The sequence below is a fragment of the Arthrobacter sp. SDTb3-6 genome, from assembly GCF_013376095.1.
In the GTDB taxonomy this organism is placed as follows: domain Bacteria; phylum Actinomycetota; class Actinomycetes; order Actinomycetales; family Micrococcaceae; genus Specibacter.
The window spans coordinates 24,090-39,030 of the sequence record NZ_JAAMFN010000029.1; the positions used below are offsets into that span (position 1 = coordinate 24,090).

At 68.6% G+C, this 14,941-nt stretch carries 17 protein-coding genes; 10 read left to right on the forward strand and 7 right to left on the reverse strand.

What is annotated here, in order from left to right; translation table 11 throughout:
* Positions 1-431: 431 nt before the first annotated feature.
* Positions 432-1,268 (forward strand): pyrroline-5-carboxylate reductase, encoded by an 837-nt coding sequence (gene proC / locus G6035_RS13990; RefSeq protein WP_176617714.1) that lies wholly within the window; start codon positions 432-434, stop codon positions 1,266-1,268.
* Between the two features lie 33 nt (positions 1,269-1,301).
* On the opposite strand, the gene G6035_RS13995 is transcribed toward proC, so the two are convergent.
* The 5 genes from G6035_RS13995 to G6035_RS14015 all read right to left on the reverse strand — a co-directional run bounded on the left by G6035_RS13995 (position 1,302) and on the right by G6035_RS14015 (position 5,088).
* The gene (locus G6035_RS13995) at positions 1,302-1,916 is read right to left on the reverse strand and encodes a methylated-DNA--[protein]-cysteine S-methyltransferase (protein ID WP_176617748.1); all 615 of its coding nucleotides are present in this window, start codon (positions 1,914-1,916) and stop codon (positions 1,302-1,304) included.
* Positions 1,917-1,918: 2 nt separating this feature from the next.
* Positions 1,919-2,485, reverse strand: coding sequence for an RNA polymerase sigma factor (locus tag G6035_RS14000; protein WP_176617715.1), 567 nt, complete (start codon positions 2,483-2,485; stop codon positions 1,919-1,921).
* Positions 2,482-2,991, reverse strand: a complete 510-nt coding sequence (locus tag G6035_RS14005; RefSeq protein WP_176617716.1) for a methylated-DNA--[protein]-cysteine S-methyltransferase — start codon at positions 2,989-2,991, stop codon at positions 2,482-2,484. The genes G6035_RS14000 and G6035_RS14005 overlap by 4 nt, the downstream gene beginning before the upstream one ends.
* A gap of 65 nt (positions 2,992-3,056) precedes the next feature.
* Positions 3,057-3,743, reverse strand: a complete 687-nt coding sequence (locus tag G6035_RS14010) for a TrkA family potassium uptake protein (protein WP_176617717.1) — start codon at positions 3,741-3,743, stop codon at positions 3,057-3,059.
* Positions 3,736-5,088, reverse strand: coding sequence for a potassium transporter TrkG (locus G6035_RS14015; RefSeq protein WP_256883896.1), 1,353 nt, complete (start codon positions 5,086-5,088; stop codon positions 3,736-3,738). The genes G6035_RS14010 and G6035_RS14015 overlap by 8 nt, the downstream gene beginning before the upstream one ends.
* Positions 5,089-5,304: 216 nt before the next feature.
* Here G6035_RS14015 and G6035_RS14020 point away from each other — a divergent pair, with 216 nt between their 5' ends.
* The 7 genes from G6035_RS14020 to G6035_RS14050 all read left to right on the forward strand — a co-directional run bounded on the left by G6035_RS14020 (position 5,305) and on the right by G6035_RS14050 (position 11,987).
* Positions 5,305-6,453 (forward strand): acetoin utilization protein AcuC, encoded by a 1,149-nt coding sequence (locus G6035_RS14020; protein ID WP_176617719.1) that lies wholly within the window; start codon positions 5,305-5,307, stop codon positions 6,451-6,453.
* Positions 6,454-6,490: 37 nt separating this feature from the next.
* The gene (locus tag G6035_RS14025; RefSeq protein ID WP_176617720.1) at positions 6,491-7,090 is read left to right on the forward strand and encodes a helix-turn-helix transcriptional regulator; all 600 of its coding nucleotides are present in this window, start codon (positions 6,491-6,493) and stop codon (positions 7,088-7,090) included.
* Between the two features lie 180 nt (positions 7,091-7,270).
* The gene (gene gdhA, locus G6035_RS14030; protein ID WP_176617721.1) at positions 7,271-8,611 is read left to right on the forward strand and encodes an NADP-specific glutamate dehydrogenase; all 1,341 of its coding nucleotides are present in this window, start codon (positions 7,271-7,273) and stop codon (positions 8,609-8,611) included.
* Positions 8,612-8,809: 198 nt separating this feature from the next.
* On the forward strand, positions 8,810-10,042 hold the full coding sequence (locus G6035_RS14035) for an NAD(P)/FAD-dependent oxidoreductase (RefSeq protein WP_371131019.1): 1,233 nt from the start codon (positions 8,810-8,812) through the stop codon (positions 10,040-10,042).
* Positions 10,043-10,278: 236 nt separating this feature from the next.
* A complete protein-coding gene (locus tag G6035_RS14040) occupies positions 10,279-11,424 on the forward strand; it encodes a 3-deoxy-7-phosphoheptulonate synthase (RefSeq protein ID WP_176617723.1) in 1,146 nt (381 codons plus the stop codon).
* A gap of 107 nt (positions 11,425-11,531) precedes the next feature.
* Entirely contained in the window at positions 11,532-11,777 is a 246-nt protein-coding gene (locus G6035_RS14045) for a helix-turn-helix domain-containing protein (protein WP_176617724.1), read from the forward strand.
* 111 nt (positions 11,778-11,888) lie between these two features.
* Positions 11,889-11,987, forward strand: coding sequence for a 30S ribosomal protein bS22 (locus G6035_RS14050; RefSeq protein ID WP_003792170.1), 99 nt, complete (start codon positions 11,889-11,891; stop codon positions 11,985-11,987).
* 108 nt (positions 11,988-12,095) lie between these two features.
* On the opposite strand, the gene G6035_RS14055 is transcribed toward G6035_RS14050, so the two are convergent.
* Positions 12,096-12,908: an HAD family phosphatase gene (locus tag G6035_RS14055; RefSeq protein WP_176617725.1), complete on the reverse strand. Its 813-nt coding sequence runs from the start codon at positions 12,906-12,908 to the stop codon at positions 12,096-12,098.
* A gap of 96 nt (positions 12,909-13,004) precedes the next feature.
* On the opposite strand from G6035_RS14055, the gene G6035_RS14060 reads away from it, so the two are divergent.
* Both G6035_RS14060 and G6035_RS14065 read left to right on the forward strand, forming a co-directional pair.
* Positions 13,005-13,313: a glutaredoxin family protein gene (locus G6035_RS14060; RefSeq protein WP_176617726.1), complete on the forward strand. Its 309-nt coding sequence runs from the start codon at positions 13,005-13,007 to the stop codon at positions 13,311-13,313.
* A gap of 101 nt (positions 13,314-13,414) precedes the next feature.
* Positions 13,415-14,113 carry a redox-sensing transcriptional repressor Rex gene (locus G6035_RS14065; protein ID WP_256127994.1) on the forward strand — a complete coding sequence of 233 codons (699 nt, stop codon included), beginning with the start codon at positions 13,415-13,417 and terminating at the stop codon, positions 14,111-14,113.
* Between the two features lie 55 nt (positions 14,114-14,168).
* Here G6035_RS14065 and G6035_RS14070 read toward each other — a convergent pair whose 3' ends face one another.
* Positions 14,169-14,921: a hypothetical protein gene (locus tag G6035_RS14070; protein WP_176617728.1), complete on the reverse strand. Its 753-nt coding sequence runs from the start codon at positions 14,919-14,921 to the stop codon at positions 14,169-14,171.
* Positions 14,922-14,941: the final 20 nt, after the last annotated feature.

The window sequence follows — 14,941 nt, forward strand, 5'->3', positions numbered from 1 at the left end:
CAGGACAGGACCAGCCCGATCATCACTCGCACCCTTATGAGGTACTTAAAACAATAGGGAGCGTGCTTGTGAATAGTCCGGGCAGAGACTGTGCATTTGCCGTTAAGTCGGGCCGGTGGCTACACGTCACCAAGAGTCACCAAAAACCGACCTGTTAACCCAAATAACCCGGTTAACGAGAAACGCCGGAAGCAATGCCAGGCCTTGGGGGAAACCTAGCCGCTTCCGGCGCTCCGGACCGGCTGCTGAAAACAACTGCCGGTCCGTCATCACTCGCACCTTTATGAGGTGGTTATGACAGTAATGGGCCTTTCTGGGCAAAGACCGCCACGGGGCTGGGAAAAGGCTGGCAGTGTCAGGTCCGCCCGTCCCGTGACGGCGCGAAACGGCGCTTTGTTGCATGCGGGGCGCCGGGGCAGAAAGATGGGGGGATGAGTAAAAAGATCGTATTTCTAGGCTGCGGATCCATGGGTGAGGCAATTTTGACCGGACTGCTGGCTGCCGGGACCACGCCACAGTCCGTCACCGTGACCGTTCGCCGGCCCGAACGGGCTGAAGAACTGGCACAGGCCCACGGGGTCACCGCGCTGGCCTCGAACGAGGAAGGGAACGCCAACGTCGAGGCCGTGGCCGGGGCCGACGTCGTGATCCTCGGCGTCAAGCCTGTGGGCATTGCGGCGTTGTGCCGGGAGGTCGCAGGGGCCCTGGAACCCGGCGCCGTGGTCATCAGCGTAGCGGCCGCCGTTTCCCTGGAACAGCTGGAAGCGGCGCTGCGGCCCGGCCAGCCTGTGGTGCGTTCCATGCCGAACACCCCGCTGAAGGTGGGCCGCGGCGTCGTGGCCCTTTCCGCCGGAACCGCCGCCGACGAACACCACCTGGCCGCGGCGCACGAAGTCTTTGACGGCGCCGGGGTGGTGCTGGACGTTCCGGAGGACCAGCAGGACGCCGTGTCCGCCATCAGCGGTTCCGGCCCCGCCTACGCCTTTTACCTGGCCGAGGCCATGGCGGCCGCCGGCCGGGAGTTCGGGCTCCCGGAGTCGATCGCCCAGGTTTTGGCCCGGGAGACGGTGGCGGGGGCCGGGCTCATGCTTGCCGAGCCCGGTGCCGACGCGGCCGTGCTGCGCCGTGCCGTGACCAGCCCGAACGGCACCACCGAGCAGGCCATCGCCACCTTCGACAAGCTGGGCCTGCCGGGCATCGTCAGCGCCGGGGCGAAGGCCGCCGCGGCACGCGCAGCCCAGATCACCGAAGAGCTCGCCGGAAAGTAGCCCAGCCGCAGCCGGCCCGGCGGCCTCGAGGCTTCACCGGGGCGGGGCGGCCTCAAGGTCCAGCAGCAGGGCCTTGGCTTCCGTCCCGCCCACGTACGCGCCCCGGCTGCCGTCGGAGCGGACCACACGGTGGCACGGCACCACCAGCGGCAGCGGGTTGCGGGCGCAGGCAGTCCCTACGGCCCGCACGGCGCGCGGGCTGGACGTCAGCGCAGCCACGGCGGCGTAGCTGGCCGTGTGCCCGTAGCCGATCTCGGGCAGGTGCGCCAGCACCTCGCGCCGGAAGCCGCCGGCCAGGCGGAAGTCCAGCGGCAGCTCGAACCGTCGCCGCCGCCCCGCAAAGTACTCGTCCAGTTCGCGGGCAGCCTCGTCCAGCCGTGCCGGGGCCCTGAGGATGCGCGGGCTGACCGTCGACGCCAGCGCGGCCAGCACGGCGTCGTGCCCCTCCCGCGCAAACGCCACCCGCACCAGCCCCGCCTCGGTGCCGGCCAGCAGCAGCGGCCCCACGGGGGACTCCACCACCCTGTACGCCACATCGATCAGGCCGTCCGCCGACGCCGCAGCCAGCAGCGACGCCCGCAGCCGTGCCATCGCCGGGGCCTCGCCCGCCGCCACTGCGGCAAGGTCCACCGGCAATCCATGGTTCATGCTCATAGCCCTCTCCCTTCCGTCCCGGACAACCCGGCCGGCCCGGCCAGGCGCGCCCGCAGTGCCTTCATCCCGTCGGCCGAGGCCCGCCGCGCCGCCGCCTCCGAATTCCCCAACAGGGCCGCCACCTCGGCATGCCTGAGCCCGGCCAGATGGTGGTAGACCACCGCCTCGCGCTGCCTTTTCGGCAGAGCGCCAATTGCCGCCCACACGGCGGCCGCGTCCTCGCCGGCCTCCACGGCATGGACGACGGCGTCCCCTCCGCCCGCGTCCGTCCCGCCAGGGAGGGTGGCCGCCTCCGTCCCGCCCGGGCGGCTGGCCGGCACCGGCAGCCGGCCGGCCTTCCGGTGGTGGTCGGCTGCCTTGTTCCGGGCAATCGTCACCAGCCACGCCTCGGCGTTGAGGGGCTCGGTGGACGGGTAGGCGCGCAGGGCCGCCAGGAACGTTTCCTGCCAGACGTCGTCGGCGTCCTGGACCCCGACCAGCGCCCGGCACACCCGCAGGACGGCGGTGCCGTGGGCTTCCACGAGGGCCTCGAACGGCGCCCGCGGGGCTGCGGCACGGCTCAAAACAACGCTTCGGTGTGGGTCCGTGACGGGTTTTCCAGCTCCAGCAGGAACTGTTTCCGCCCGAGCCCGCCGGCGTAGCCCACCAGGGAGCCGTCGGCGCCCACCACGCGGTGGCACGGGACGATGATGCTGATGGGGTTGCGGCCGTTGGCCGAGCCCACGGCCTGCGCCAGGGAACGGTCGCCCAGCAGTTCGGCAATGTCGCCATAGGTGCGCAGTTCGCCGTACGGGATCTGGCCCAGGGCGTCCCAGACGCGGTGCTGGAACGGGTTCCCGGCGGGTGCCAGCCGCAGGGAAAACTCCCGTCGGCTGCCGGCGAAGTATTCGCCCAGCTGCCGTGCCGTCGCCGCAAGGACGGGAGAGGCCGAGGTGTCGACCCGCTCCCCGAACGCCTCCCAACCCGGCCGGCGCCGGTGTTCGGCCATGTACACGGCCGCCAGCCCGGCGTCGTTCGCCACGGCGGTCAGCGGGCCGATGGGCGAGTCAAAAACGGTGTAGGTGTTCATGTTTTTCCTCCATGCCCTGTAGACGCCCGCCGCCCCGAAAACGTGAGGAGCGGCAGCTGCGGGTTTCAGGGCCGGGCGGCGAAGCGTTCGAGCAGGTCGACGTAGCCGGAGACAATGAGCATGTCGCGCCCGGACACGCGCGTGTGGGGCTGGGCATAGGTGAAGTCCTCGCCGGGCGACTTCACCCCGACAATGGTCACCCCGTACTTGGAACGGACCTTGGACTCCTCGAGGGTGAAGCCCTGGGTCTCCTTCGGCGGGTACATTTTCACGATCGCGAAGTCGTCGTCGAACTCGATGAAGTCCAGCATGCGCCCGCCCACCAGGTGCGCGGCCCGGACGCCGGCGTCGGCCTCGGGGTAGATGACGTGGTTGGCGCCGATGCGCGTGAGGATCTTCCCGTGCGACTGCGTGATGGCCTTGACCCACAGGTGCGCGATGCCCAGGTCCACCAGGTTCACGGTGATGAGGACGCTGGATTCGATGGAGGTGCCCACCCCGACGACGGCGGAGCTGAAGTCCTGAGCGCCGAGCTGGCGGAGCGCGTCGATGTTGGTGGCGTCGGCCTCGACCACGTGCGTGAGGACGCCGGCCCACTTCTGGACCAGGGCGGGGTCGCGCTCGATCGCGAGCACCTCCCGGCCCTGCTTGACCAGCTGGTGGGCCGTGGACGCACCAAAGCGCCCCAGCCCAATGACCAGGACCGGCGCATTGTGCGGCGGGCGGTTGCTGGAATTTACCTTGTCAGCCAATGATGGGCCTCTCTTCCGGGTAGTGGTACAGCTGGCGGCGCTGGCGCAGGGCCAGGGCGGCAGCGAGCGTGATGGAGCCGACACGGCCAAAGAACATCAGGGCGCAGAGCACATACACGCCCGACGGCGGCAGCTGGGCGCTGAGCCCCGTGCTCAGGCCCACGGTGGCGAAGGCAGAGATCGTTTCAAACAGGACCCGGTCCAGGCCCTGTCCCGAGATGGCGAGCAGCAGCCCGCAGGCGATCATGACGAACGTGGCGCCCATCATGATCACGGAGATGGCCACGCGCATGGTCCCCTGCGGGATGGTGCGGCCGTAGATTTTCACGTCGTTGTCGCCGCGCGCCTCGGCCACGATGGCCAGGAACATCACGGCCAGGGTGGTGACCTTGATGCCGCCAGCCGTCGACGCCGAACCGCCGCCCACAAACATGAGGGCGTCGGTGAGCAGCATGGTGGAGGAATGCATGGAGTTCATGTCCACCAGGTTGAAGCCCAGGGACCTGGTCATGATGGAGGCAAAGATCGAGTGCGTGATCTTGTCGCCCAGGCTCATGTTGCCGATGGTGGCCGGGTTGGTCCATTCCATCGCGCCCCACAGCACGGCGCCGGCCACCAGCAGTATCAGCGAGACCTGGATGGTGAGCTTGGCGTGCAGCGTCCACTTCCTGAAGCGGAAGCCGCTGGCCAGCAGCACCATCAGGACGGGGAAGCCCAGGCTGCCGATGAAGCCGCCCACCATCAGCGGCACCAGGATCCACAGGTCCGCCTCGTAGGGGACCACGCCGTCGGAATGGGGGGTGAACCCGGCATTGTTGAAGGCCGAGATCGAGTAAAACGCGGCATGCCAGATGGCCTGGGGCAGGGTTTCGCCCAGGACCAGGAACCGCGGGGCCAAGATGAGTGCCAGCGCCGCCTCAATGGCCACGGAGGTGCTGATGACGATCCGCAGCAGCGTGCCCACTTCGCCCAGCCGCCCGGCGTTCATGGCTTCCTGGGCGATGAGCTTGCCGCGCACGCCCAGGCGCTTGCTGACCATCAGCGACATCAGCGAGGCCAGGGTCAGGATGCCCAGGCCGCCGACAAAGATGCCGATCAGGATCACCAGCTGGCCAAAAAACGACCAGTGCAGGGCGGTGGAGACGGTGGTCAGCCCGGTCACGCAGACGGCGGAGACGGCCGTGAACAACGCGTCGTGGAAGGCTGTGGCGTGGCCGTCGCGGGCCGCCGCGGGCAGGGACAGCACCAGCGTGAAGGCCAGGATGACGAGGGCAAAGACGATCAGCGCCAGCCGTGCCGGGGAGCTGTTGGCGACGCGGTCCACAAAGTCGCGGACGGTGACCACAACCGCGAGGGGCCAGCGGTTGGCCGTCGGGGCCTGGGTGGATTTAGTGGCCAAGGTGTATGCCGACCCTTCCTGCCCGTTGTAAGCCTTCCTGTTCCCTCCCTGCTGCCGCCGATACGGCAAAGCGGCGGGGAGTTCGGTAGCCTGTGATGGATGTCATCCATTGCCAGCACCGGGCCATCGGCCGTCCCGACAAGCATAGTCTGCGATGCGGCCATGGCTGCGTACAATTTTGGCCCCTGCCACCCCATGTCGCCAAAGCGGCTGGAGCTGACCTCCCGGCTGGCCCGCGAGCTGGGCATCCTGGACCTGCCGCAGGTGGCCGTTGCAGCGGCCCGCGTGGCCTCCGACGATGAGCTTGCCACCGTGCACAGCCCCGCCTACATCGCCGCCGTCAAGCGCGTGGGGGAGGACCCCGGCCGCCCCGATCCGGACCACGGGCTGGGCACCGAGGACGACCCGGCCTTCGCCGGCATGCACGAGGCCAGTGCCCGCCTGGCCGGCGCCTCCTTGAACGCCGCCGACGCCCTCATCTCCGGGGCCGCCGTGCACGCCGTCAACTTTGGCGGCGGCATGCACCACGCCAGCCGGGAGAAGGCCAGCGGATTCTGCATTTACAACGACGCCGCCATGGCCGTGCAGCGCCTCCTGGACGCCGGCGCGTCCAGGATTGCCTACGTGGACATCGACGCCCACCACGGCGACGGCACCCAGGGCATCTTTTGGGACGACCCCCGGGTCCTGACCATTTCCCTGCATGAATCCGGGCTGACCCTTTTTCCCGGCACGGGCTTCGCGAACGAGATCGGCGGGCCGCAGGCGCAGGGCTCGGCCGTGAATGTCGCCCTGCCGGCCGGCACGTCCGACGGCGGCTGGCTGCGTGCCTTCCACGCCGTGGTGCCGCAGCTGGTGGAGGCCTTCGGCCCGGACGTCATCGTCAGCCAGCATGGCTGCGACTCGCACCGGGACGACGATCTGACCCATTTGAACACCAGCGTCGACGCCCAGCGGGAGGCTGCCCTGTCCATTGCGGCCCTGGCCGGCAAGGTGTGCGGCGGCCGCTGGCTGGCGACCGGCGGCGGCGGGTATAACATCATCAGCGTGGTCCCGCGGGTGTGGTCGCACCTGATGGCGATAGCCGCCGGCTGCCCCGTCCCGCTGCGCACCCCCGTCCCTGAAGCGTGGCGCAAGCATGTCCTGGAACGCTACGGCCGGGTGGCGCCGCTGCTCATGGGGGAGGATGCGGACACCTGGTGGAGGTCCTGGGAAGTGGGCTACAACCCCTCCGACGCCGTGGACCGCACCATCATGGCCACGCGCAAGGCGGTGTTTCCGCTCTACGGGCTGGACCCGTGGTTCGATTGAAGATGCCGTGGCGGGCATATGTCGCTAGGGTGGTGTGATGGTCGTTGAAGCAGTATTCGCAGTCATTGCCGAGGTCACGCGCAGGGACATCCTGGAGGCACTGGCCACCGGGCACAAGGCTGTGGGCCAGCTCGTGGAGGAACTGGGGGTGTCCCAGCCCACCGTGTCCAAGCACCTGCGCGTGCTGCGTGAGGCCGGCGTGGTGACCATGCGCGCCCAGGGCCAGAAGCGCTTCTACAGCATCAACACCGAACCGCTCACCCTCGTGTCCGAATGGCTGGACGGGCTGGGCGCCGGGGTGGCCGCAACGCCGCGGCCTGTGGCGCCCGCACGGGTGGCCGCGCCCGCTCCCGCAGCCCCGGCCGCTCCCACCCCGGCAGCCCCGGCTGCTCCCACCCCGGCTGCCTCAGCAGCCCCAGCCCCCTGGACAGTTCCGGCCACACTGGCCGTCGTCGTGCCGGCCGCCGCTGCAGCCCAACTCGAGCCGGCAGGCCTGCCGGTGCCGTCCGGCGTCGTCCAGGACGGGGCGCACGATCCCTCCGTGCAGCAGCAGATCACCCGCAGTGTGGGGCGTGCGGCCAACAAGGCCGCGGACCTGCTGGCCAACCTGCCGTCCTTTCGCCGCCGCAAGGACTGAACACGCCAAAAACCGGACGGGCAGCTGCCGCCACGCCCCCGTAACCGTTCGATACTTGCAAGATCATGCATGTGGTCTCAAATGGCAAGAAAAATTGGCGTTAGCGGCCGGGTGATTGGAACATTGCAATCAAGCATATTTATTCGCCCCGTCGCGGGGCCCGTCATTGTAGGGAGACTCATGGACACCAGGCTCGAAGCCGTCCGGGACCAGGTATTGGCCCGCAACCCCGGGGAAAAGGAATTCCACCAGGCAGTCATCGAAGTGTTCGAGAGCCTGGGCCCGGTACTGGATAAACATCCAGAATTCGTTGATGCGGCCGTGCTGCAGCGGTTGTGCGAGCCCGAGCGCCAGATCATCTTCCGGGTGCCGTGGGTCGACGATGCGGGCCGCGTGCAGATCAACCGCGGCTTCCGCGTTGAATTCAACTCGGCCCTCGGCCCGTACAAGGGAGGGCTGCGCTTCCACCCCTCGGTGTACCTGGGCATTGTGAAGTTCCTAGGCTTCGAGCAGATCTTCAAGAACGCCCTGACCGGGATGCCGATCGGCGGCGGCAAGGGCGGCTCCGACTTTGACCCCCGCGGCAAGTCCGACGGCGAAGTCATGCGTTTCTGCCAGTCGTTCATGACCGAGCTCTACCGCCACATCGGCGAGTACACCGACGTCCCCGCCGGCGACATCGGCGTGGGCGGGCGCGAGATCGGCTACCTGTTCGGCCAGTACAAGCGCATCACCAACCGCTACGAGTCCGGCGTGCTGACAGGCAAGGGCATCGGCTGGGGCGGTTCCCTGGTGCGCCCCGAGGCCACCGGCTACGGCACGGTGCTGTTTGCCCAGGAAATGCTCAAGACGCGCGGGACCTCCTTCGACGGCCAGCGTGTGGTGGTCTCCGGATCCGGCAACGTGGCAACCTTCGCCATCGCCAAGGCCCAGCAGTTTGGTGCCAAGGTCGTGGCCTGCTCGGACTCCTCCGGCTACGTTGTGGATGAGAACGGCATCGACGTTCCCCTGCTGCGCCAGATCAAGGAAAAGGAACGTGGCCGCCTCAAGGAATACGCGGTCCGCCGCGGCGCCTCGGTCAGCTACGTCGAGGGCGGCTCCGTCTGGGACGTGGACACCGCTGTGGCCCTTCCCTGTGCCACACAAAACGAACTCAGCACCGAGGCGGCAACACGCCTGGTGAAGAACGGCCTCATCGCCGTCGCCGAAGGCGCCAACATGCCTTCCACGTCCGGCGCCGTTGCCGTCTTCCAGGAAGCGGGCGTCCTCTTCGGGCCCGGCAAGGCGGCCAACGCCGGCGGCGTTGCAACCTCCGCACTGGAAATGCAGCAGAACGCCAGCCGTGACGCCTGGTCCTTCGAACACACCGAGCAGCGCCTCACGCAGATCATGGTCGGCATCCATGACCGTTGCGCCGAGACCGCCGAGACCTACGGATCCCCGGGCAACTACGTGGTTGGCGCCAACATTGCCGGCTTCGTCAAGGTGGCCGACGCCATGCTGGCCCAGGGCCTGATCTAGGGGCCGGTCTTCCGGACAGCACTACCACGCACCTTCGGCGCGTCCCCCATCCGGGGGACGCGCCAAAAGTGTCCTGGCCGCAGGTACGGTGCGGGACCGGCGCAGCTGCGGCTACGCTGGAAGCGGGACCGGCGCCACGGACGCCGGCCACGTCCTTGGGGAGGGTGAACCGTGGTCAGTGCAAAGGCGCCTGGGCATGTGGCGGTTGTTGGTGCGGGGATCATCGGGCTCTCCACCGCCTGGTATCTGCAGGAGCGCGGCATCGGCGTCACCGTGGTGGACCGCGGCGGGGTTGCCAGCGGTTCCTCGTGGGGCAATGCCGGCTGGCTGACCCCGGCCCTCACGCTTCCGCTCAGCGAACCCTCCGTCCTGGCCTACGGCCTGAAGGCGATGCTGGATCCTGCCTCGCCGCTGTATGTCCCGTTCTCCGCGGACCCGCAGTTGCTGAAATTCCTGGCCGGCTTTGCCCGGAACTGCACGCCCGGCAGGTGGCGGGCCGCCATGGGCGTCTTTGCCGAGGTGGGCCACACCGGCCTGGACGCCTTTGACGAGATTGCACAGGCCGCCGGACCCGGCGCCGAGCCCACCCGCCCGGCCGATCCCTTCCTGGCGGCCTTTGCTTCCGTGGCGGACCGCGATGCACTGGTGAAGGAATTCCGCGTGATCCGCGAGACCGGCGGCAGCGTCGACTACTCGCTCATGTCCGGCGGGGAAATCCGCGGCCTCGAGCCCGCCTTGGGCGCCGGCGTGGTGGCAGGCATCGGGATCCGCGGCCAGCGCTACCTCAACCCGCCGAGGTTCATGGATTCACTGGCCCGGTCCGTCACCGCCCGTGGCGGCACCATCACGGGTGCCTTCAACGTCCTGGACGTCCGTGACACCGGCACCGGCGTGGAAATCATTGGCTCCGAGGGGCGTGCCCTTGCGGCCGACGCCGTTGTCCTCGCCACGGGCGCGTGGCTGGGGGCCCTGGCCCGCAGGTTCGGCGTCAGGCGGGTGGTCCAGGCCGGCCGCGGCTACAGCTTCACCGTGGTGCCCGGGGCCATGCCCGGCCGTCCCATTTATTTCCCTGCCCAGCGGGTGGCTTGCACCCCGCTGGGCGACAGGGTCCGGGTGGCCGGCATGATGGAGTTCCGCGACGCCGGTGCACCCCTGGACCCGCGGCGGATCCAGGCCATCGTGGCCGCCGCGGCGCCCATGTTCACGGGTATCGACTGGGAGGACCGTGCCGAGGAATGGGTGGGCGCACGGCCCTGCACCACGGACGGCTTCCCGCTGGTCGGCGCCTCACGGTCGCCGCGCGTGCACGTGGCCGGAGGCCACGGCATGTGGGGCATCGCGCTGGGCCCGCTGACCGGCAAGATGGTGGCCGCCGGGCTCACCGGCACCACGCCGCCGGCCATCATGCGCCACTTCAACCCGCTGCGCTGAGCCCGCAACACAAACGGTCACAATTTGGCGCGGCGTCACAGGGCGGCCTACAGTAAAGCCATGACAAACCGTTGGTATGCGTATTTTTCGTTGGCTCTGGAGGGGCCCGCGTCGAACTGACACGCATCCAACACACCTTCAGAGCCAACAGGACAGGGAACATTCCCTGTCCTTCGCCATTTCCAGGCGGGTTTCTGAACAGGGGCCCGCTGCCACCTGACATAAGGAACCGCCCCGTGACCACCACAGCAGCAGAAACCACCAGCACCGCAAACCTGCGTGTCAGCCAGTTCACCGCACTCCCGTCGCCGGCCGAACTCCAGGCCGAGCTGCCGTTGGACGCCCAGGCGGCCAACGTCGTCGAACGCGGCCGCGACCAGGTCCGGGCGGTCCTGGACGGGGTCGACGACCGCCTGTTGGTGATTGTGGGCCCGTGCTCCATCCACGATCCCGCCGCCGGCCTCGAGTACGCGCACCGGCTGGCAGCGGCAGCCAGGGAGCACGAGGAGGGCCTGCTCGTGGTGATGCGCGCCTACTTCGAAAAGCCGCGCACCACGGTGGGCTGGAAGGGCCTGATCAACGATCCGCTCCTGGACGGCAGCCACGACGTCGCCACGGGCCTGCGGATGGCCCGGGAATTCCTTCTCGGCGTGGCCCGCCTCGGCCTGCCCGCCGGCACCGAATTCCTCGAACCCATCAGCCCCCAGTACACGGCCGACCTCATCGCCTGGGGCGCCATCGGGGCGCGCACCGCCGAAAGCCAGATCCACCGCCAGCTCTCATCCGGGCTGTCCATGCCGGTGGGCTTCAAGAACGGCACCGACGGCGACCTCCAGGTGGCCCTTGACGCCTGCCAGGCCGCGAGTGCCGCGCAGTCCTTCCTGGGGGTCGACGGCGACGGCCGCGCCGCCCTCGTGGGCACCTCCGGCAACCCGGACACGCACGTGATCCTGCGCGGCGGCCGCAAGGGCCCCAACTACGCCGCGTCCGACGTCGAGGCCGCCGCGGCCCAGGCGGCAGGCGCCGGGATCAACCCCCGCCTGGTGGTGGATGCCAGCCACGCCAACTCCGGCAAAAGCCACCATCGGCAGGCCGAGGTGGCCCTGGAGATCGGCGCCCAGCTCGAAGGCGGCGGCCCCTCCTCGCAGGCCATTGCCGGCGTCATGCTCGAAAGCTTCCTGGTGGGAGGGGCACAGAAGCTGGACACCGGGGAGGTTGCTGCGGGCACGGCCCGGCTGAGCTACGGCCAGAGCGTCACGGACGCCTGCATGGAGTGGGACGTGACGGCGGATGTGCTGGCGAAGCTGGCCGGGGCCTCGCACGCACGGCGCACCCGGGCACAGGAACAGCGCCCGGTCCCGGCCGGCCCAAGTTTCCGATAACAGCTTTCACTTTGGACCCGCCAGCATCTAGAGTAAGGCGTATAGTAGTCCGGGCTGCAGTTTTCCCGGGGTCATTCCACTCGACAATAGCGAAGCATGGGGCCAAGGTGCAGGAGCAAAACTTCTCCGATGTGAACTTCCTGACGGTCCAGGAAGTTGCGGAGCTCATGCGCGTGTCGAAGATGACCGTTTACCGCATGGTGCATGCCGGAGAGCTGCCCGCCGTCCGCTTCGGCCGGTCCTACCGGGTGCCGCAGAACGCCGTGGAGGCCATCCTGAAATCGCCGGTGGTGGAAGAACGGGGCCAGGGCAGGCGGCGGGACGGGGCCGCCGGTTCGGCGCATACCGGCTAGAGGCGGTACCCTAGGAAAGATCCATTTTCGGCTTTGACCGATTCCTGCGATCGGTCGACCTAATCGTTCACGGCTTCTTTTGGGGCCAACTATGTAGTTTGTGAGGAATCCATGGGTTCAGTTATCAAGAAGCGCCGCAAGCGGATGGCCAAGAAGAAGCACCGCAAGTTGCTTCGCAAGACCCGCCACCAGCGCCGCAACAAGAAGTAAGTACGCTTCTGCACAAGGCACCCGTCCACATCCGTGGGCGGGTGTTTTCGCTTAAGGACGCCCGTCACTGGCCGGCACGGCACGGTGCGGCGCCTTACTTGCGGCGCCCTACTTGCGGCGCATGGAGGAAATGCCCCGCCACAGCCCGTACACCACGCCGGCGCCCGTGGCGGCCTGCAGGCCCAGGGTGGCGGCCCGGCGGCCCGAACGGTAGTCGTAAATGGGCCAGTTGTGTTCACGGGCGTGGCGGCGCAGCCTGGCATCGGGGTTGATTGCCACGGGGTTGCCCACCGTGGTCAGGAGCGGAATGTCGTTGTACGAGTCGCTGTAGGCCCAGCACCGGGCCAGGTCCAGCCCCTGCATTTCCGCCAGCTCGCGCACGGCCCGGCCCTTGGCGGCGCCATGGAGGATCTCGCCCACAATGCGTCCGGTGTAGAAGCCGCCGTCGACCTCGGCCACCGTGCCCAGGGCGCCGGTCAGCTTGAGCCGCTGGGCAATGACGCCGGCCACCTCCACGGGTGTCGCCGTCACGAGCCACACCTGCCGGCCGGATTTGAGGTGTTCCTGGGTCAGGGCCAGGGTGCCGGGCCAGATTTTCGAGACGATCATCTCGTCATAGACTTCCTCGCCCAGGTGGCGGACAAGGTCGGCGCTGATGCCGGCGGCCAGTTTTTGCGCCGAGTCCTGGATGGAATGGACGTCGGACATGTTTTCCCCGCGCAGGATGAACTTCGCCTGCTTCCACGCGAATCCGGCGGCGTCACGCAGCGTGAAGGTCTTCTTCTGGTACATTTTGCGCGCCACGTGGAACAGGCTGGCGCCCTTCATGAGCGTGTTGTCCACGTCAAAGAATGCGGCTTCGCCCTGGAGTTTCGCAGCGGTCGAGGCAGCCTCGGCGCTATCGGTGGTCACATCGGGCATGCAACGAGTCTAGCCATTCCAGACCCGCCTTGCCCGCTGCACCGGATACGGCGCGGTTAATAGTGGCCGGGGGCGAAGTGTGCGTACGGTTAACAGATGGAGCCAGTTTCCGGCGCAACGCCGACCCTTGAATTGATCACCAAGGCCGAATGCCACCTGTGTGAGGACGCCCGGGCGGTGGTGGCCGCGGTGGCCGCACCCCTGGGCCTGGCATGGAGCGAGCGCCGGATCGACGGCGATCCGGCGCTCACCGGGCGGTACGGCGAGGAAGTCCCGGTGGTCCTGGTGGACGGGGTGCCGCGCGACTTCTGGCACATCGACCCGGTGCGCCTGCGCACCGTGCTCGTGGGCCTGATGGGGGCGGACGGGCCGCCGGAGGCCGCGGGGCAACCCCGCTTTGGCTAACCCGGGCCCCGGTCCTACAGTTGATAATGGCCGACGGCGGACCGTGGGGACATTTGTTTCCCGCCCGGGTGTGGCCTTGCAAAAGAATTTGGAGTGTCACCTTGTCCCCAGCGCAGACCCCGGAGGAACCGGCTGCAGAATCGGCCCGGCAACTGCCCCCTGCCACGGTGTCACGGCTGACACTGTACCTGCGCATGCTCAATGCGCTCCTTGCCGAAGGCACGGAACGGGTGTCCTCGGAAGCCCTGGCCGAGTCGGCCGGCGTCGGCTCCGCCAATGTCCGCAAGGACCTTTCCTACCTGGGCTCCTACGGCACCCGCGGGGTCGGCTACGAGGTGGGGCACCTGAGCCGCAAGATCGCCCAGGCGCTGGGCCTGACCCACGAATGGCGGGTGGCCATCGTCGGGGCCGGCAACCTGGGCCGGGCACTGGCTAGGTACGCCGGCTTTGAATCACGCGGCTTTGACGTGGTGGCCTTGTTCGACGCCGACCAAATGCTGGTGGGCACGGAAATCGGCTGGCTGCGCGTCACGGACGTGGCCGAGCTGGAACACACGCTGGAGAAGACCCGGGCCAACATGGTGGTCCTGGCGCTCCCTGCCGCCGTGGCCCAGGCGGTGTGCGACCGTGTGGTGGCCGCCGGCATCCACAGCATCCTCAGCTTTGCGCCCGTCGCCCTTACGGTGCCCGCCTTCGTCAACCTGCGCAAGGTGGACATGGCCACGGAACTGCAGATCCTCGCCTACCACGCCCAGCGGCTGGCCGACCCGCGGCTGGAGCAGGACCGGCCCGGCGCCTGAGTGCACCCGGGCAAGGCCCGTCCGCCCAGTACCTGTCCGCCCAGTACCTGTCCGTTCAGTACCCGTGCGGGCCGTTGCCAGGGACGCGCTTGGCGAAGTATTCCTTGGCGGGGGAGCGGAAGAGGATGATGATGCCCACGACCCCCAGCCCCACCTGGACGATCGTGAAAATATTCGGCTGTGTCAGCGCCGCCAGGGACACGATGGCCAGCACCAGCCCCGTGGTCCGTGCCCAGCCGGCGCCGCGGCGGATTTTTACCGCGAGCCAAAAATAGGCCACTGCGGCAATCAGGCTCAGGACCGTGGCGGCCACCAGGAGGCCGGTGATCGCGGACTGGTCCGCCAGCAGGGAGCTGTAGGCCGGATCGCTGGGCAGCGCCGACGTCAACGCGTCAATGAGGGTGCTCCGGGCCGCCGGCAGGAACAGCACAAACAGCAGCAGCACGGCGGAAAGCGCCTGCAGGGCGCCGGCGGCCATGATCAGCCGGCTGGCGAGCGCCACCGGACGCGGGGCGGCCAGGTGCTGGCCCGGCGGGACGGGGCCGGCGCCGCGGGGCGGCAGCTTGCCGCCGTTGGCCTGGCTTCCGGAGCCCCGGTAATCCGGCCCCCCGTAGCCGGGATAGGCGGAGGCGGGCGGCAGGCCCCGGGAGGGTCCGGCGTCGTGGTTGGCTTCGGTGGACGACGGCGGCTGCCAGCCTTCCGGGGCGTACTGGCCGTAGCGCGGCACACCGGGGGAGACCTCCCCGTAGTGCCCGGGTCGGGGACCGGAGGCGGGCCGCTCTTGAGGAGTTTCGTCAGGAGTGGTCATGGGAGTGGTCCCTTTCAGTG